Origin of the sequence: Thalassospira xiamenensis M-5 = DSM 17429 (assembly GCF_000300235.2) — a bacterium.
Lineage (GTDB): Bacteria > Pseudomonadota > Alphaproteobacteria > Rhodospirillales > Thalassospiraceae > Thalassospira > Thalassospira xiamenensis.
This window is the reverse complement of record NZ_CP004388.1, coordinates 4,148,283-4,165,011: the sequence shown is the minus strand read 5'-3', so window position 1 is coordinate 4,165,011 and position 16,729 is coordinate 4,148,283. Positions and strand designations below refer to the sequence as shown.

The following is a 16,729-nucleotide window of genomic DNA, read 5'->3' as shown; positions in this document are numbered from 1 at the left end:
AATCCCAAGGCGGGTCAATCGGTCTGACAGGCTGGGTGCCATGCGAACATGGCACCCGTCAGGAAATCTGATCGCTTAGAAGCGCTGCGAACCTTTACCGAATTCCGGATAAGCTTCGAGGCCAAGCTCGACAGCATCGCTGCCCAGTGCTTCTTCTTCTTCGCTAAGGCGAATGCCAACCGTGAATTTCAGGATCAGCCACACGATTGCCGATGCAACAATGGTGAAGGCACCCATCGCAACAACACCGGTCAGCTGAACACCAAACGATGCACCGTCATTGGTGAACGGAACAGCCATGGTGCCCCAGATACCGCAGACAAGGTGAACCGAAACCGCACCGACAACGTCATCGATTTTCAGTTTGTCGAGCAGCGGAACCGCAACAACAACCAGAATACCGCCGATGGCGCCGATGATGATGGCAGAACCGATGGTCGGGGTGTCCGGGCCAGCAGTAATCGAGACCAGACCAGCCAGTGCACCGTTAAGTGCCATGGTAAGGTCGACCTTTTTGTAGAGGATCTGGGTCAGGATTGCTGCGGCAACAACGCCACCGGCAGCAGCCATCGAGGTGTTGCCGTAAATGTTGGCAATCGCGATAACGTCAGCGGCCGAACCCATTGCAAGCTGCGAACCACCGTTGAAGCCGAACCAGCCGAGCCACAGAACGAAGGTACCAAGCGTTGCCAGCGGCAGGTTCGAGCCGGGCATCGGATGAACCGAACCGTCCGCACCATATTTGCCTTTACGTGCACCAAGGATGATTGCGCCGGTCAAAGCCGCCCAGCCACCAACCGAGTGAACAATGGTCGAGCCTGCGAAATCGGCAAAGCCCATTTCTGACAGCCAGCCACCGCCCCAGGTCCATGCACCGGTAATCGGATACATGATACCGGTCAGGACAACGACGAAAATCATGAACGGCCACAGTTTGATACGTTCGGCAACGGTACCGGAAACGATCGAAGCTGCGGTTGCAACGAACACCATCTGGAAGAACCAGTCGGAGGTCGCCGAATACCCGCCAGAGAAATCGCCACCAAGAGCTGCAGCGTCATCAGCGCTCCAGAGGCTGAGCGAACCGATCCAGCCGGAAACGTCCATATACATAAGGTTATAACCGATCAGGTAATACATGATACCTGCAACGGCGAAGAGGGCGATGTTTTTGAAAAGAATGGTCGATACGTTTTTGGTCCGCACCAGGCCGGATTCCAGCATGGCAAAGCCGGCGGCCATCCACATCACCAGCGCACCGCTAAACAGGAAGCTGAAGGTGTTGAGGATGTATTGGGTCTCGGCCGGAACGCCCGCGTCCTGAGCAAAGGCCGGTGACGTGATTGCCAGCGCAGCGGCCCCGGCAAGAGCGGCAAAGCCGGTTTTCTTCATCGGAATGTTCATAATGTCTCCCCTTGTCTCTGGACTTACAGGGCGTCGTCGCCGGTTTCGCCCGTGCGGATACGTACCGCCTGGCTCACATCAAGAACGAAAATCTTTCCGTCCCCGATTTTCCCGGTCTGAGCAGTTTTGGTGATGGCTTCGACAACCTGATCAACCAGATTATCCGTGATCGCGACTTCCAGCTTCACTTTGGGCAGGAAGCTGACCATGTATTCAGCGCCACGATAAATTTCGGTCTGGCCTTTCTGGCGGCCAAAACCTTTGACTTCAGTCACCGTCAGGCCCTGAACGCCCAGCGCACTAAGCGCTTCACGGACTTCATCGAGCTTGAATGGCTTAATGACAGCAGTAACGAGTTTCATAATATTGCGACCTCCCGGCATATCCGTTGAGTACCGACGTGGTAATCACGATTTCGCAGTCGCAACCTACAAACCAAGAATCGTGCCAGATTCGAAATCAATCTTCTAATGCTTTGAATTTTATATATATTCCTCAACAAACAGGTCATCTGATCGGGTGATGCAAAACGCGGGCAGGATACTAATTGTGCATAGATTTTGGCGCTGATTAAAATTTATGCACAAATTTTAATCAACTATAGCGATCTAAAAATCTGTTTTCCGTCAAGGCGATGTCGTGGCGGCATTGCTGTCATCAGGATCGAGAATGTCCGGATTGACGCAATGTGCGGTATTTTCCTGCTCCGGCTTGTGGCCGTGGTCGTGACGCGTTAAATCAGATGCATCTTTCGACGGCTGTTTTACGTAAAAACTGTCGAAACATGGATTTTCCAGTCAGGTGTCATACGACTTTGCCCGGCTGGCGCAGAAAGCAAAGGTGTGCACGATGGTTGCTCAGCAGGAAACGATTAAGGCAGATGTCATCATTCTTGGCGGGGGGCTGAATGGTGCGGCGATGGGGCTTGCGCTTGCGCATGGTGGCCTGCGTTCCGTTGTGATTGATTACGCTGACCCCAAAGCCATCCTCACTGCCAATTATGATGGACGTACTTGCGCCATAGCTGCGGCTTCCCGTTCCGTGCTTGATGTGATTGGTGCATGGAAATATATGGCGGACGAAGCCGAACCGATCCTTGATATCAGGATTGCAGACGGCGTAAGCCCGCTGTTCCTTCATTATGATCATAAAGATGTCGGAAACCAGCCTCTGGGTTACATCGTCGAGAATCTGATCACACGTGGCGCGCTTTATCGGGCTATTGCCGAAACCGATCTGGTCGAAATGATCGCACCGGCACGTGTTGAAACCATTGCACGTGATCAGGGCGGCATGACGGTTACATTGGCAGATGGCCGGTCTATCCGCGGCGCGTTGGCCATTGGCGCCGAAGGGCGCAATTCGATGCTGCGGAATTGGGCGGGCATCAAGACCTACCAATGGAGCTACAGGCAAAGTGCGGTGGTCTGTACGGTCAAGCACAAGGTGCCCCATAACGGTCTTGCCGTGGAGCATTTCCTGCCCGCCGGACCATTTGCCATTTTGCCGATGACCGATGATCGTTGTTCCATCGTCTGGACGGAAGCAACCGATCTCGCCAATTATCTTGTCAATCTGGACGAGGAGACGTTTGTCGACGAATTGCATCGGCGGTTTGACGGATACCTTGGTGATCTTGAAGTCATCGGTCCGCGTTTTTGTTATCCGCTCGGTTTGCAGCATGCCTATCGCTATACCGATCCGCGTATCGCCCTGATCGGGGATGCGGCACATGGCATGCACCCGATTGCCGGGCAGGGGCTTAATATGGGGATACGCGATGTCGCGGCCCTTGCCGAGATTCTTGTCGAAGCCCGCCGCCTTGGTCGCGATATCGGTGGTTCTGATGTTTTGGCTGAATACGAGCAATGGCGCCGGTTTGATAATACCGTGATGCTGGCGGTTACCGATGTGACCAATCGGCTGTTTTCCAATGATGTTGCACCGGTGCGTTGGGCGCGCGATATCGGGCTTGCCGTTGTGCAGAAAATCCCGCCGCTCAAAAAGACTTTCATGTCCCATGCCATGGGGTATGCGGGGACTCTGCCGCGCCTGATGCAGGGTAAACCGCTTTAATCTTCCCCCATCCAGATGGGGATTGATGCAAAAGGCGATCTTTGATTTCTAAAGATCGCCTTTTGGTTTGGTTATCTGCGCGCAGTTAAAAACAATTCAAAATTGTGTCGCTTTTTGTCGTGCCGTGTTGATTTGAGTCAAGCATTTCGCATTTGCGAAGATGCAGTGTCCCCATGACGTATTTTTGAATGCAGGGGATAAACATGACACTTACCCGGAAATTGATGACCACAGTGGCCAGCTGCGCTGTTGTTGGCACGATGATGATTGCCGCAACTGGCGCACAGGCGCAGGAAGCGGCATTTAAAACGAAACAGGCAGGCGATATTGTGATTCGCGGTCGTGTTGTCGGGGTTGTTCCGGACGAAGACATCACCAGCGGCACGCTTGCGGGTGAAGGCAAGGTTGATGACGATGTTATTCCTGAAGTGGATTTTTCCTACTTCATTACCGATAACATTGCGCTGGAATTGATCGCTGGTACCTCCAAGCATGATGTGACTTGGAATACCGGCTCCAGCAATCTGGACCTTGGCAGTGTGCGTCTGCTGCCACCGACTTTGACCGCACAATATCACTTCATGGCTGATCAGCGTTTCAGCCCGTATATTGGTGCCGGCATCAATTACACGTTCTTCTATGACAGCAAACCGGGTCAGTTCAATTCCGTCAAATATGACGATGGCTTTGGCTATGCCTTCCAGGCCGGTTTTGACTATGCGATCTCCGGTCCGTGGTCGCTGAACGTTGATGTTAAAAAGATTTATCTGAATACCGACGTGTCGGTAAATGGTGGTGCCACCAAAGCGGATGCCGATCTTGATCCGTGGCTGTTCGGTGTCGGTGTTGGTTACCGCTTCTGATCACTGCCGACGGCAAACTTTCCGGTTTGTTGTCTGATCCCAGGAACGGTCCTGACTTTGTTGTCAGGGCCGTTTTTGGTTATGGGGCCGGATGGAATGGGCGGCTCATCGAAAACAGGGATGCCTGATGCCTTAACGGCGCACAGGATCGCGTGACAGGCCGCGCGTTTCAAGGGCGCGAAGGTAATCAGCCCAGAGCTGATCCTGATTGGCATGCAGGTCACGCAGATACTGCCAGCTGTACAATCCGCTATCATGCAGATCATCAAATGTAAGGCGCACCGCATAGTTCCCGACCGGGACGATGTCGATAATGCCGACATGACGGCGGCCGGGGATGATTTTTTTCTCGGACGGATGATGTCCCTGAACCTCGGCAGACGGGCTTTCGACCCGCAGAAGTTCGGCACTGAATTTTGACGTCAGCCCATCATCCCAGATGATTTCCAGAATGTGTTCATCACGCAGATAGTTGATTTCAACCGGACTGAAACGCGGGGTAAAGCTGTCTTCCGACATGAAAGCCGTCACAATCAGTCTGCGATGACGCGGGCTTCGTCGGGCAGCATGATCGGAATGCCGTCGCGGATCGGATAGGCAAGGCCCGCCTTGACGCTGATCAGCTCATTCCGTTCGCGATTATATTCCAGCGTTTCCTTTGTGACCGGGCAAACGAGGATTTCAAGCAATTTCGGGTCTACCGGGCTATGTGTCACGGTCATTGTCTGGCCTTCATATCACTTTAATTGGTGGCTGTTTGCGGGGCCCGTGGATGGGCCGCCATTTCCAGCAAGGTTGTCAGCATATCACCGCGATCATACAGGCTTGCGCATTCGAGCAAAGCCTGTTTTTCAAGCGGGCTGAGGCGGCAGCCCATTGCAATGGCCGTCACCAGCATTTCATCATCCGTATCGCTCAGCGTATCCCAGCAGGATCGCAATGAATGCTGAGCAAAATAGCCTTCCAATGCTTGCCGGAGCCGGTCGCGATTGACGGGCTGCAAATCCGGCGATGGCAACAGCAGGTCATCCTTCCATGGGGCGAAATCACCAAGCACTGCGCGATATCCGCCACTTTGCATCGGCAGTTCTTCGATGATGTTGAATCGGCAGACACCCGTTAGCGTGATCAGGAAACGGCCATCATCCGTTTCACTGAACGCCGTGATGCGACCCGCACAGCCGGTCTGGAACACCGGCGGATTGTCGGGGTCCATGTGATAGGTGTTTCGCCCGTCCGGGCGTGGCTGAACCATGCCGATCATGCGGTCCTGTCCCAGGGCATCCGTGATCATGTTCAGATAGCGGGGCTCGAAGATATTGAGCGGCAGATGGCCACGCGGCAGCAAAAGCGCACCACTTAGCGGAAAAACCGGCATCGTATCTGGAAGATCCGAAAAACTGGGATCAAAAGGACCGCATATGCTCATGAAAATAAAACCGTCGAGAGTGCGCGGCGCCCCGCAACGCTGGCCGGGTCCATTGGGCCCCAGGCCTCGAAAAATTTAATCAGTTGGGTGCGACCGGCATCGTCGTTCCAGCTGCGATCCTTGCGAATGATCGCAATCATGGCGTTGACAGCTTCTTCACGCTTGTTGGTGGCAAAGCAGGCCATGCCCAAATCAAACTGTGCCTGCAGGTCTTCCGGATTGGCGGTCACTTTGGCACGCGCAACATCAAGGTCTTCCTTGCTGTAGCCCGTTTCCGCCAGTTCAAGCGCACTGATCGCGGATGCAATCGGCGCTTTCAGGCGGTCTGCTTCGGCCATGTTATCTACAAAATGGCGGGTTTCTTCAATCTCACCCATGGCAACCATGCAGCGGATCATGCCGCCGATTGCTGTTTCGTTTTGCGGTTCACGTTCAAGGACGCCAACATAAAGGCCGTGGGCTGTTTCATGGTCGTCATCCGCCAGTGCGCCTGCCGCCTGATCCAGAATTGCGGCAATCGGGCTTTCAATCGGGCCGCCTGCAAGGCGCTCGTAAAACGCGCGGACTTCGCTTTCTGGCTGTGCGCCCTGAAAACCATCTACCGGTCGGCCACCCTTAAAGGCATAGACCGTTGGAACGGACTGGATGCGCAATTGCATCGCCAGTTCCTGATTCTCGTCGATATTGACCTTGACCAGCTTTACGCGCCCACCAGCTTCGCGTGTGACCTTTTCGATGGTCGGGGTCAGGCTTTTGCATGGACCGCACCAAGGGGCCCAGAAATCGACGACAACAGGCACTTCCATCGAGGGTTCGATGACGTCCTGGACAAATGTTTCTACGCTGCTGTCCTTGATCAGGTCTTTGTCCTGTTCGGCGGTCGGGGTGGCGTTCGCAGCGGTGGCGTCAAGAATGATGGACATTATTGCTTTACTCTCTAATTCTGGATTCTAGATGATGCCGCAACCGCTGTTCGACAAGGGGTCCAACCATAACATTAGGTAAGTCTTATAGCTTAATGTTTCGCGGTAAAAGGCTTTGTGAGCATTTGTTCGGAATCAGAACGAACCAATTTCCTCGTCAAAATCGACAATTCTGATTTCGTAGCCAAGACTGGTGATAAATCGAAGCAGATCATCCGATTGAATTGTCGTGGTTCTATCATTCCGCAAGGGGTGGAAGTTAAGAATGTCGCCTTTGGCCAGCTTTGAATCGAGGGCGAAGTTGACCTTGCGCGCATGATCGTTGATCAGGGCAAACGGTGTGACGGATCCGGGAATGACGCCCAGCGTCTCAAGCAGCAGCTCCGGTTTGCCAAAAGAAAGGCGCGCGCAGCCCAGTGTCTTGTGCAGATGGTTCATGCGGATTTCGGTATTTTCCTCGGCCACGACAAGCCACAGGGCATCTTTCTTGTCTTTGACAAAAAGGTTCTTGGAATGAAGGCCTGGCAAATCCCCGCGCAGCTTTTGCGAATCCTCGACCGTGAATAACGGCACATGCGCGTGAGTGCTGGTTTTGATCCCAAGATTTTCGAGATAATCGAAAAGTGCGGTTGATGGATCACTCATCCTGTTTTCCTTCTGGCTGGGTCGCGCGAAGATCGTCAGATTGCAATTAGGACGCAAATTGCAGCATGTTGGCGTGATTTCCCTGTTTTAAGGGTAAAAAGTCAAGGAAAACCGCCATTCTGGATGTGGCGGCGATTTGATGGAAAAAAGGGTTGCAATCGCGTTTTGTTGGGCTATTATCCGCGCCGCTCCACAGGGGCAGGAAATACTGATGAATGCGGGCGTAGCTCAGGGGTAGAGCATAACCTTGCCAAGGTTAGGGTCGAGAGTTCGAATCTCTTCGCCCGCTCCATCAGGTGGTTTCCTTGATCATGCTTTCATGATGATGCGGGCGTAGCTCAGGGGTAGAGCATAACCTTGCCAAGGTTAGGGTCGAGAGTTCGAATCTCTTCGCCCGCTCCATGATGAAAGTTTAAAAACGGCTGTCCTTCGGGGCGGCCTTTTTTTGTTTTGGTCTTGCGGTTCCCAATAAGATGTCGTTTTTTGGAAAAATGCACGACAATCAGGACAACAATTACCCCCAAAACATTATCTGGACCGTCGGTTATGCGGGGCATGACCGCGACAGTTTGCTTGCCCTTCTGAAGGGGCAGGATATTACGGCGGTGGCCGACATCCGGACTTTTCGCGGATCGAATTACTGGAAGGCGTTTGACGCCGATACCTTTGGCCCCTTCCTGCGCGAGAACGGCATTGCTTACGTTTTCATGGGGGATGTTCTGGGTGGAAAGCCGCAGGACCCGACATTGTATCCCGATGGTCGGCTAAGCTACGACCTGATGGCAGCACGCCCGGAATTCAGGGCCGGAATTGATCGTTTGATATCAGGTGCGGGCAAATACCGAATCTGTCTGATGTGTGCGGAAAAAGATCCGCTGGATTGCCATCGCACATTGCTGATCGCGCCGGCACTCAAGGCCGCCGGATTTGATTTGCGGCATCTGGTTTCCGACGGGCGTGTTGAAACCCAGGCCGAAACGGAAAAGCGCATGATTGCGATCAATGGCGGTGATACAGCAGATCTGTTCGCTGCCAGCGCACCGGATCCCGATGCCGATCTGGTTCTGGCCCTTAAGAAGCAAATTGTCAAAGCGGCTCCGCTTGCAGATGACGCAATAAAATTCAGAAAACGGCAAAATAATTTCTAATATTTCATGTCCTAAAACGCGTTATCGCCATTTTTTGAAAATGGTCATTTTGTATAATTCAAGTTTATATTTCATTCTATTTTACGAATGTTGATGTGTGCAGGAATATATATTTAAATCTGCAGTTGATGTTGTCAGTTGCAGGAGGGCGTTATGGCACTCGTTACCGGAACAGAAGGCAATGATAGCCTTGTCGGATCAAGTGATAATGACACGATTTATGGGCTCGCGGGCGATGACCAGCTTTATGGATCAGGCAGGGATGACGAACTGACAGGCGGACCGGGCGCAGATTTGCTTGACGGTGGCCCCGGAGGACGTGATAGCGCCAACTACGATACCGATACCGCAACACAAGGCGTGATTGTTGATCTGCAAGCCGGAACCGGTCACGGGGGCGAGGCACAAGGCGACCGGCTTGTTGGCATCGAAGTGGTCGAAGGAAGTCCGTTTGACGATACCGTAATCGGCGATGACGCAAGCAATGTGCTTTGGGGGCGCGGTGGCAGCGATTTGCTGCTGGGCGGTGACGGCGACGATTTTCTGTACGGCGATTATCTTGGCAATGATCCGGGCAACGACACCCTGCTGGGCGGAAGCGGGAACGATACCCTCACAGGGCGCGACGGCGAGGATACCCTTCTGGGTGGCGACGGGGATGATATGTTAAGCCCCGGTGCCGATGCGGACTATGTCGATGGCGGCGCTGGAAACGACACACTGCGCTACAATGGTGATGCCGGTGTTTCGATCAACCTTGAAACCGGTGTTTTTCAGGGCGGCGAAGCCGAAGGCGACGTGATCCATGATATCGAAAATCTATACGGCACAATCCATGATGACCTGTTGATCGGCGATGCTGGTCGGAATGTTCTGCAGGGGCATTTCGGCGATGATGTTCTGCGCGGTGGCGACGGGCATGATGTGCTGCATGGTGGCAATGGGCATGACATCATCGAGGGTGGCGACGGCAACGATTTCCTGCGCGGCAACAGTGACAGATATCCAGAGGATGATGGACCGGACACGTTTTTGTGGCGGGTGTTTGAAGGCGGTGCCGAACGCGACCGTATTGCCGATTTTGAAACAGGTTCCAACGGTGACAGGCTTCAGCTCGGAACCGAGTTTCAGGAAAAAAGCGGCATCCATGACTTCGCTGATTTTCTAGAGCATGCAGAGGAAACGGACGCCGGGTTGTATGTCGATTTTAGTGATGGTCGGCATTACGATTATGGTGTCCTGATTGAAAATACCGATCTTGCCGATTTCACCGAGGACAATATCGTGTTCGAGGACAGCATGATCGGTTAAAGGCAAATTGCTTTAGCCCATGATGTTATAACCACCATCGATATGGATGACGTCGCCCGTGATCCCGCGTGACCGGTCGCTGGCAAGGAAAGCGGCCAGTTCCCCGATCTCGTCGATGGTAACCAGCCTGCGTCCCGGTGCCCGGCTTTGGGCGGTGGTCATAAGGTGATCAAACTCGGCAATGCCCGATGCCGCCCGTGTCAGAAGGGGGCCAGGTGAAATCGCATGGACCTGAATGTTTTTCGGGCCAAGCTCGGCCGCCATGTATCGGGTTGCACTTTCAAGCGCGGCCTTGACCGGACCCATCACCCCATAATGATCAATAACCCGCTCCGACCCCATATAGGTGACGGTCAAAAGTGCGCCACCGTCGATCATCAACGGCTCTGCACGCTTTGCCAGTCGCTGGAATGAATGGCACGAAATATCCATCGCGGTCAGAAACCCGTCGCGTGAACAGTCGATCACGCGCCCATGCAGGTCATCACCAGGCGCAAATGCGATGGAATGCAGGACAAAATCCAGTTTTCCCCATTGATCGGAAATTGCCGCAAACAATCGATCCATCTGGTCTTCGTTCTGAACATCAAGCGGGGTGATGATCGCGGCGTTTAGTCCCTCTGCCAAGGGGCGGACATGCTTTTCGGCCTTGTCGTTCAGATAGGTGATCGCAAGCTCTGCACCCTCCCGGTTGAAAATTCGTGCACAGCCATAGGCAATCGATTTGTCGTTGGCAATTCCGACGATAAGGCCCTTCTTTCCTGCCAGCACCTGGCATCTCCTGCTTTGAGTTGTTTTGCGGATGCGAAGCGGACTCCTGATTCGCAAGCGATACAAAGCTTAAATGATTTTGCGATGCAGCAAAGTGTAAAATTCTGTGACAATCCCCAATTGGAATACAGGGCTCCGTTGATCGGAACCTATTGAGTGAACGATTTTTTTTTGTGCAGAAGCATAGTTTTTAGGCAGATGATCCGCTATGTGTAGCCATGGAAGGAAGCTGCAGTTTTCCGTCATTTCCGGGTGTGGGGAACTTCAGGTTGTCTTCCCAAATACATGTGACATCCGAGGTGTGTAGTGCCGCCCGCAAAGGTCGGCACTTCGGTTCTGGCAAACAGAGCCGATAAAAAGGGAAATTGGACATGAAAGCCCGAAGCGACGACCCGAAACGGGAAGTCATCGACAAGGTTGTCGAACAGATCCAGCAACGCTTGACCGGTAAGATGGCGAAGGATGCAGAAGCATTCGTTCGCCTTTTTTACAAGGATGTACCGCCCGACGACATGGCAGGTCGATCCGTCGACTCGCTTTATGGCGCGGCACTGACATTATATAAATTCGCGCAAAAGCGCCCATCGGCCAATGCCGCCAAGATCCGGGTCTATAACCCCGATCTTGAAGAGCATGGCTGGAAATCCGATCACACCGTGATCGAGATGATCAATACGGATATGCCGTTTCTGGTGGATTCCGTAACGTCTGCGCTTAACGAATTCGATCTGACCGTCCATCTGGTCATCCATCCGATCATGCGTATCGCGCGTGATGATCGTGGTGAATTGCAGTCGGTCGAAGCGGTCGAGAATTCGGATGCGTCGCGTGAATCCGTGATGCATCTTGAAATTGACGAGCAGACCGACGAGGCCGTTCTGCGAAAAATCCGTGATCGTCTGGAAGACGTTCTTACCGATGTCAGTCTGTCGGTCGAGGATTGGCAGGCGATGCTGTCAAAAGTCGCCGAAGTTCTTGATGGCATCAGAACCGCGCCAACCGGTATTTCCGCAGAAGATCAGAAGGAAGCCCAGGATTTCCTGGGCTGGGTCCATAACGATCACTTCACCTTCCTTGGCTATCGTGAATATAAATTCAGCGGTACGGGCAAGAAGGCCAAAGTGGACGTTAATCCGCAAAGCCAGCTTGGGATTCTGCGCCGTGAAGGGACGCATATCTTTGATGAGCTGCGCCAGATCGGCAATCTGTCGACCGAGGTGCAGGCATTTGTCGCCCAGCCAAGTCTTCTGATGGTGACCAAGGCCAACAAGCAGTCAACCGTGCATCGTTCGGTGCATCTCGACACGATTGTCGTCAAGCAGTTCGATGATGAAGGCAAGGTTGTGGGCCAGCATCTCTTTGTCGGTCTGTTCACCTCGGTTGCCTATAACCTCAGCCCGCGCCTCATTCCGCTTCTGCGCATGAAGCTTGCCGAAACCATCAAGCGTGCCGGCTTCCCGCCTGCCAGCCACGATGCCAAGGCGCTGGTCAATATCCTTGAAACCTTCCCGCGCGACGAGCTTTTCCAGATCGAACTTGATGATCTGTATCATATCTGCATGGGCATCCTGCATTTGCAGGAACGTCAGCGGATTGCCCTGTTCGTGCGCCGTGATGCCTTTGAACGCTTTGTTTCCTGTCAGGTCTTCTGCCCGCGGGACCGGTTCTCGACGAAACTTCGCATGAAGTTCCAGTCGGTGATCGAAGCCGCCTTTGATGGCAAGGTGACGGCACATTACACATTGATCGGCGATAGCCCCCTTGCGCGGTTGCACCTTCTGGTCAAAACCACGCCGGGTGAGTTGCCGGAATACAATGTTACCGACATCGAACGCCAGCTTGTTGAAACCGCACGCGACTGGGCTGATACGCTCCGTCAGGTGCTGGTCCGTGAAATGGGCGAAGAGCGCGGCTTGACCCTTTATCGTCGTTACGGCGAAAGCTTCACCGGCGATTATCGTGATCGGTTCGGTGTCGATACCGCGGCTCTTGATATCGACCGTATCGAGGACGTGATCAAATCATCGGACTTGCGGGTCAATCTGTATCGCCCGATCGAAGCCGCCGAGAACGAGCTGCGCTTCAAGATTTATAACCCCGGTGCACCGGTTCCGCTTTCTGACGTCTTGCCGATGCTTGAAAATATGGGTCTTAAGGTCATTACCGAAAACCCGTTCAAGGTCGAACCACGCGATACCGATGTGAATGTCCGCATTCACGATTTCGGGGTGCTGGTTGACGGCGAATTCCACCTGCATGATGTGCGTGACAAGTTCCAGGAACTTTTCATTCGCATGTGGCATGGCGAAGTCGAAAACGACGCCTTTAACCGTCTTGTTCTGCTGGGCGGGTTGCATTGGCGCGAAGTCGTTATTCTGCGGACCTATGCCCGATATATGCGTCAGATGGGATCGGCCTTCTCGCAGGATTACATGGCCAAAACACTGGCCAATAACGCCAGTCTCGCCGCTGCAATCGTCGATCTGTTTGTCGCACGTTTTGACCCGGATCGTGATCCGGGGCTGGCCGCCGAAGCCGAGGCCATCGAAGGCGACATTATCACCCGCCTTGAAGATGTGATGAACCCGGACGAGGACCGCATCTTGCGCGCGTTCCTCAATCTCGTTCAATCAACGCTTCGCACCAACTATTTCCAGTATGGCAGGGACGGCAACCCGAAACCCTATCTGTCGGTAAAATTCAATTCCGGCATGGTCGAAGATCTGCCGCTTCCGCGTCCTTGGCGCGAAATCTTCGTCTATTCGCCGCGTGTCGAAGCCGTCCATCTGCGCGGTGGTCCGGTGGCGCGTGGCGGTATCCGCTGGTCGGACCGTCAGGAAGATTTCCGGACCGAAATTCTTGGTCTGGTAAAGGCCCAGATGGTCAAGAACGCGGTTATCGTGCCGGTCGGCTCCAAGGGCGGTTTTGTCGTTAAACGGCCCCCGGTCGATGGGGGGCGCGAAGCGTTCCTTGAAGAAGGCATTGCGTGTTATAAAACGCTGATGTCAGGCATGCTTGATATCACCGACAATATTGTCGGTGGCGATATCATCCCGCCGGAACGTGTACGCCGCCTTGATGATGACGATCCTTATCTGGTCGTTGCGGCCGACAAGGGTACTGCGACATTCTCGGATATCGCCAATGGTGTTGCCCGTGATTATGGCTTCTGGCTTGACGATGCCTTCGCATCGGGCGGCTCGCAGGGATATGATCACAAGAAAATGGGCATCACCGCGCGCGGTGCGTGGGAATCGGTCAAACGTCATTTCCGCGAAATCGGCAAGGACATCCAGAAAGAACCCTTCACCGTTGCCGGTGTGGGCGATATGTCCGGTGACGTGTTTGGCAACGGCATGCTGTTGTCCGAACAGATCAAACTGGTTGCCGCCTTCAACCATATGCATATTTTCGTCGATCCAAATCCGGATCTGGCGAAAAGCTTTGCCGAACGCCAGCGTCTGTTTGATATGCCGCGCTCAAGCTGGGCCGATTACGATACCAAGGTCCTGTCAAAGGGCGGTGCAATCTTTGACCGCAAGGCCAAGACGCTTGATCCCTCCGCCGAGGTTCGCAAGCTGCTTGATCTTGGCTCCGGCAAGGTAACGCCGGCCGACATGATGAAGGCCATCCTGAAAGCCGATGTCGAACTTCTGTGGTTCGGCGGGATCGGGACCTATATCAAATCATCCGCGGAATCGAATGCCGATGCCGGGGATCGTGCCAATGATGCCATCCGCATCAATGGCAAGGATATCCGGGCAAAGGTCGTTGGCGAGGGTGCCAATCTTGGCTGCACACAGCGCGGCCGTATCGAGTATGCCCATGCTGGCGGGCGTTTGAATACTGACGCCATTGACAATGCCGCGGGTGTCAACTGCTCGGACCACGAGGTCAATATCAAGATCCTGGTGGGCGAAGTGGTTGCCGCCGGTGACATGACCGAAAAGCAGCGCAACAAACTGCTGGTCGAAATGACCGACGAGGTCGGTGATCTGGTGCTGCGTGACAACTATCTGCAAAGTCAGGCGATCTCGAACGCCTTTGCCGGGGGCGGGGATGCGCTTGATGCGCAGGTTCGCCTGATCCGGATGCTGGAACGCGAAGGTCGTCTGAACCGGGAAATCGAATATCTTCCCGATGACGAGGAACTGGCACGTCGCACGGCCGCCCATCAGGGCCTTACCCGTCCGGAAATCTCGGTTCTGATGCCTTATGCCAAGCTATGGCTCTATGACGAGGTGCTTAAATCCGATCTGCCCGATGACCCGATCCTTGTCGAAGAACTGGTGCGGTATTTCCCGACGGCTGTCCGTAAAAAATACAGCGCGGCGATTTCCAGCCATCGTCTGAAACGTGAAATCATCGCGACCGTCGGCACCAACAGTCTGGTCAACCGCGTTGGCGGCACCTTTGTCCATGACATGATGGAGGCAACCGGGCTTTCGGCGGTGGACGTTTCGCGCGGTTATCTGATTACCCGTGCGGTGTTTGGCCTGCGCAAACTGTGGGCGGGTATCGAAGCCCTTGATAACAAGGTTGATGCCAAGGTCCAGATCGCGATGTTCTCCCACATCAACCGCATGGTCGAAGATGTGACCCTGTGGTTCCTGCGCAATTGCGAGGAATTGAATGTCGGGGCGAAGATAGAGCTGTTCCGTCCGGCAGTCGCCAAGGTGATCGAGGCCTTTGACGATATCGTCCCGGCCGATGCGGCTTTCCGCACGACCCTGGATCAGAAATCGCAATCCCTGATCGATCAGGGCGTGCCCGAAGATCTGGCGCGCCGTGTGGCGGCAATGCAGCAGATGGTCGCGGTGTGCGATATCGTCCGCATTGCCGAGGCAACCGGGCGTGACGTCATCGATGTCGGGGCAACCTATTTTGCCATCGGGGCACGCTTCCAGCTTGGCCTGCTGCGTGCAGCAGCCGAGTCCATCGAAGCCGAAACCCATTGGCAGAAACTGGCGCGTGCCGCCGCGATTGATGATCTGTTCGGTCATCAGCGCGAACTGACGCGTGTGGTGCTGTCTTCTGGCACGAACGGCACGGTTGGTGGTGATCTGGTCAGGAAATGGGTCGATGATCATCAGCGCGGTTGTGCGCGGTGTGATCAGCTGATCGATGAATTGCGTGCCGCAGGACAGATCGACCTGTCGATGATCACGGTTGCCAACCGTCAGATCAGGGCCATGGTCGGCGGCTGATCCGCACACGCAAGGCATTTTCGCAAAAGAGGGCGCTTCGGTGCCCTCTTTTTTTGCCTTCGCCCGGGGTCTGAAATATCCCCCGGAATGTCAGGAGCACCCGGATGCTGTCGGGTTGGTAAATTTTTTGAACCGGATAACGAATGCGAAGTAATTGAATCGATTTAATTTACTGCCATTCTCCTGCCGTTTTTATATGATGAAAACCAAATGAAGTCAGGGGATGCCTTGAAAAATACCAACCGGTACGTATATTGAATACAGAAAAAGAGAAAAATGGTGTGAAAATGAGGAACGCTGCCGAGACCCGGACAAAATTGCTGGAGACCGCCATACAATTGCTATGGACCAGCAGCTATCACGATATTGGTGTCAGTGATGTCTGCAAGCATGCAGGGGTTACCAAGGGGGCGTTTTATCATCACTTTGACAGCAAGGCCGCCCTGTTCGCCGCATCGGCGCGCCATCACTGGGATAAGGGAAAGGACGAACTCAGAGCGATCTTTTCCCCGGAAATTGCGCCACTTGATCAGTTGAACAGCTATATCGATCTGATCATGAACAAACAGAAAAAGCAGGCTATTCCGGGGGATGCCGAGGTTTGTGTTTGCCCGATCTTTACTGCCGGTGGCCAGGTTGGTCCCGAGGATATCGAAATTCAGGACTGTTCACGCGAACTTGCCGAGGAGCAGATCAAGTATCTTGCCTCCATGATTCGCGGCCTTAAGGGCGAAGGCATGCTTTCCGGGGATGCCGATGTGACCCTGCTGGCGCGTCTTGTTTTCCAGTTTGTGCATGGCTTGCTGACATACGGCAAAGTTTTTAACAGTTTGGATACTGTTCGGTCTGATTTGCGTGTCGGCATCTGCCGGATGCTGGATTTACGCTGTGAATTCAGGGATGTAAAGGCCGAGGAGGCCTCGTTGTCAGTCGCCGGATAATTCATAAAATT

14 protein-coding genes and 2 tRNA genes are annotated in these 16,729 nt (G+C 53.9%); 8 read left to right on the top strand and 8 right to left on the bottom strand.

Annotated elements, in window-relative coordinates; genetic code table 11:
- Nucleotides 1-75: 75 nt before the first annotated feature.
- Together TH3_RS19240 and TH3_RS19235 are read right to left on the bottom strand one after the other, a co-directional pair.
- Nucleotides 76-1,404 carry an ammonium transporter family protein gene (locus tag TH3_RS19240; RefSeq protein ID WP_007088724.1) on the bottom strand — a complete coding sequence of 443 codons (1,329 nt, stop codon included), beginning with the start codon at nucleotides 1,402-1,404 and terminating at the stop codon, nucleotides 76-78.
- A 23-nt stretch (nucleotides 1,405-1,427) separates the two neighbouring features.
- Complete coding sequence (locus TH3_RS19235) at nucleotides 1,428-1,766, bottom strand: P-II family nitrogen regulator (protein ID WP_007088725.1); 339 nt, start codon at nucleotides 1,764-1,766, stop codon at nucleotides 1,428-1,430.
- A 487-nt stretch (nucleotides 1,767-2,253) separates the two neighbouring features.
- On the opposite strand from TH3_RS19235, the gene TH3_RS19230 reads away from it, so the two are divergent.
- Together TH3_RS19230 and TH3_RS19225 are read left to right on the top strand one after the other, a co-directional pair.
- Nucleotides 2,254-3,480, top strand: coding sequence for a UbiH/UbiF/VisC/COQ6 family ubiquinone biosynthesis hydroxylase (locus TH3_RS19230; RefSeq protein ID WP_007088726.1), 1,227 nt, complete (start codon nucleotides 2,254-2,256; stop codon nucleotides 3,478-3,480).
- 203 nt (nucleotides 3,481-3,683) lie between these two features.
- Entirely contained in the window at nucleotides 3,684-4,343 is a 660-nt protein-coding gene (locus TH3_RS19225; RefSeq protein WP_007088727.1) for an OmpW/AlkL family protein, read from the top strand.
- A gap of 132 nt (nucleotides 4,344-4,475) precedes the next feature.
- On the opposite strand, the gene TH3_RS19220 is transcribed toward TH3_RS19225, so the two are convergent.
- The 5 genes from TH3_RS19220 to TH3_RS19200 all read right to left on the bottom strand — a co-directional run bounded on the left by TH3_RS19220 (nucleotide 4,476) and on the right by TH3_RS19200 (nucleotide 7,340).
- Nucleotides 4,476-4,862: a gamma-butyrobetaine hydroxylase family protein gene (locus TH3_RS19220; protein ID WP_007088728.1), complete on the bottom strand. Its 387-nt coding sequence runs from the start codon at nucleotides 4,860-4,862 to the stop codon at nucleotides 4,476-4,478.
- 14 nt (nucleotides 4,863-4,876) lie between these two features.
- Complete coding sequence (locus tag TH3_RS19215) at nucleotides 4,877-5,065, bottom strand: Trm112 family protein (RefSeq protein ID WP_007088729.1); 189 nt, start codon at nucleotides 5,063-5,065, stop codon at nucleotides 4,877-4,879.
- Nucleotides 5,066-5,085: 20 nt separating this feature from the next.
- Nucleotides 5,086-5,772: an LON peptidase substrate-binding domain-containing protein gene (locus TH3_RS19210; RefSeq protein ID WP_007088730.1), complete on the bottom strand. Its 687-nt coding sequence runs from the start codon at nucleotides 5,770-5,772 to the stop codon at nucleotides 5,086-5,088.
- On the bottom strand, nucleotides 5,769-6,695 hold the full coding sequence (gene trxA, locus TH3_RS19205) for a thioredoxin (RefSeq protein WP_007088731.1): 927 nt from the start codon (nucleotides 6,693-6,695) through the stop codon (nucleotides 5,769-5,771). The genes TH3_RS19210 and trxA overlap by 4 nt, the downstream gene beginning before the upstream one ends.
- A gap of 135 nt (nucleotides 6,696-6,830) precedes the next feature.
- Nucleotides 6,831-7,340 (bottom strand): prolyl-tRNA synthetase associated domain-containing protein, encoded by a 510-nt coding sequence (locus tag TH3_RS19200; RefSeq protein WP_007088732.1) that lies wholly within the window; start codon nucleotides 7,338-7,340, stop codon nucleotides 6,831-6,833.
- 217 nt (nucleotides 7,341-7,557) lie between these two features.
- On the opposite strand from TH3_RS19200, the gene TH3_RS19195 reads away from it, so the two are divergent.
- The 4 genes from TH3_RS19195 to TH3_RS19180 all read left to right on the top strand — a co-directional run bounded on the left by TH3_RS19195 (nucleotide 7,558) and on the right by TH3_RS19180 (nucleotide 9,799).
- Nucleotides 7,558-7,632: transfer RNA gene (locus TH3_RS19195), tRNA-Gly, on the top strand.
- Between the two features lie 35 nt (nucleotides 7,633-7,667).
- Nucleotides 7,668-7,742 (top strand) — tRNA-Gly (locus TH3_RS19190).
- A gap of 71 nt (nucleotides 7,743-7,813) precedes the next feature.
- Nucleotides 7,814-8,488 (top strand): DUF488 domain-containing protein, encoded by a 675-nt coding sequence (locus TH3_RS19185; protein ID WP_007088733.1) that lies wholly within the window; start codon nucleotides 7,814-7,816, stop codon nucleotides 8,486-8,488.
- Nucleotides 8,489-8,641: 153 nt separating this feature from the next.
- Nucleotides 8,642-9,799, top strand: coding sequence for a calcium-binding protein (locus TH3_RS19180; protein ID WP_007088734.1), 1,158 nt, complete (start codon nucleotides 8,642-8,644; stop codon nucleotides 9,797-9,799).
- A gap of 12 nt (nucleotides 9,800-9,811) precedes the next feature.
- On the opposite strand, the gene fabI is transcribed toward TH3_RS19180, so the two are convergent.
- Nucleotides 9,812-10,570, bottom strand: a complete 759-nt coding sequence (fabI, locus tag TH3_RS19175) for an enoyl-ACP reductase FabI (RefSeq protein WP_007088735.1) — start codon at nucleotides 10,568-10,570, stop codon at nucleotides 9,812-9,814.
- Nucleotides 10,571-10,941: 371 nt separating this feature from the next.
- On the opposite strand from fabI, the gene TH3_RS19170 reads away from it, so the two are divergent.
- On the top strand, nucleotides 10,942-15,777 hold the full coding sequence (locus tag TH3_RS19170; RefSeq protein ID WP_007088736.1) for an NAD-glutamate dehydrogenase: 4,836 nt from the start codon (nucleotides 10,942-10,944) through the stop codon (nucleotides 15,775-15,777).
- A gap of 287 nt (nucleotides 15,778-16,064) precedes the next feature.
- Nucleotides 16,065-16,718 carry a TetR/AcrR family transcriptional regulator gene (locus TH3_RS19165; RefSeq protein WP_037990756.1) on the top strand — a complete coding sequence of 218 codons (654 nt, stop codon included), beginning with the start codon at nucleotides 16,065-16,067 and terminating at the stop codon, nucleotides 16,716-16,718.
- The last annotated feature ends 11 nt before the right edge of the window (nucleotides 16,719-16,729 follow it).

Coding starts and splice junctions, on each gene's coding strand:
- TH3_RS19235 (WP_007088725.1), bottom strand. CDS start 1,766: ATGAAACTCGTTACTGCTGTCATTAAGCCATTCAAGCTCGATGAAGTC.
- TH3_RS19210 (WP_007088730.1), bottom strand. CDS start 5,772: ATGAGCATATGCGGTCCTTTTGATCCCAGTTTTTCGGATCTTCCAGAT.
- TH3_RS19185 (WP_007088733.1), top strand. CDS start 7,814: ATGTCGTTTTTTGGAAAAATGCACGACAATCAGGACAACAATTACCCC.
- TH3_RS19225 (WP_007088727.1), top strand. CDS start 3,684: ATGACACTTACCCGGAAATTGATGACCACAGTGGCCAGCTGCGCTGTT.
- TH3_RS19215 (WP_007088729.1), bottom strand. CDS start 5,065: ATGACCGTGACACATAGCCCGGTAGACCCGAAATTGCTTGAAATCCTC.
- TH3_RS19220 (WP_007088728.1), bottom strand. CDS start 4,862: ATGTCGGAAGACAGCTTTACCCCGCGTTTCAGTCCGGTTGAAATCAAC.
- TH3_RS19200 (WP_007088732.1), bottom strand. CDS start 7,340: ATGAGTGATCCATCAACCGCACTTTTCGATTATCTCGAAAATCTTGGG.
- TH3_RS19240 (WP_007088724.1), bottom strand. CDS start 1,404: ATGAACATTCCGATGAAGAAAACCGGCTTTGCCGCTCTTGCCGGGGCC.
- TH3_RS19165 (WP_037990756.1), top strand. CDS start 16,065: ATGAGGAACGCTGCCGAGACCCGGACAAAATTGCTGGAGACCGCCATA.
- trxA (WP_007088731.1), bottom strand. CDS start 6,695: ATGTCCATCATTCTTGACGCCACCGCTGCGAACGCCACCCCGACCGCC.
- TH3_RS19170 (WP_007088736.1), top strand. CDS start 10,942: ATGAAAGCCCGAAGCGACGACCCGAAACGGGAAGTCATCGACAAGGTT.
- TH3_RS19230 (WP_007088726.1), top strand. CDS start 2,254: ATGGTTGCTCAGCAGGAAACGATTAAGGCAGATGTCATCATTCTTGGC.
- TH3_RS19180 (WP_007088734.1), top strand. CDS start 8,642: ATGGCACTCGTTACCGGAACAGAAGGCAATGATAGCCTTGTCGGATCA.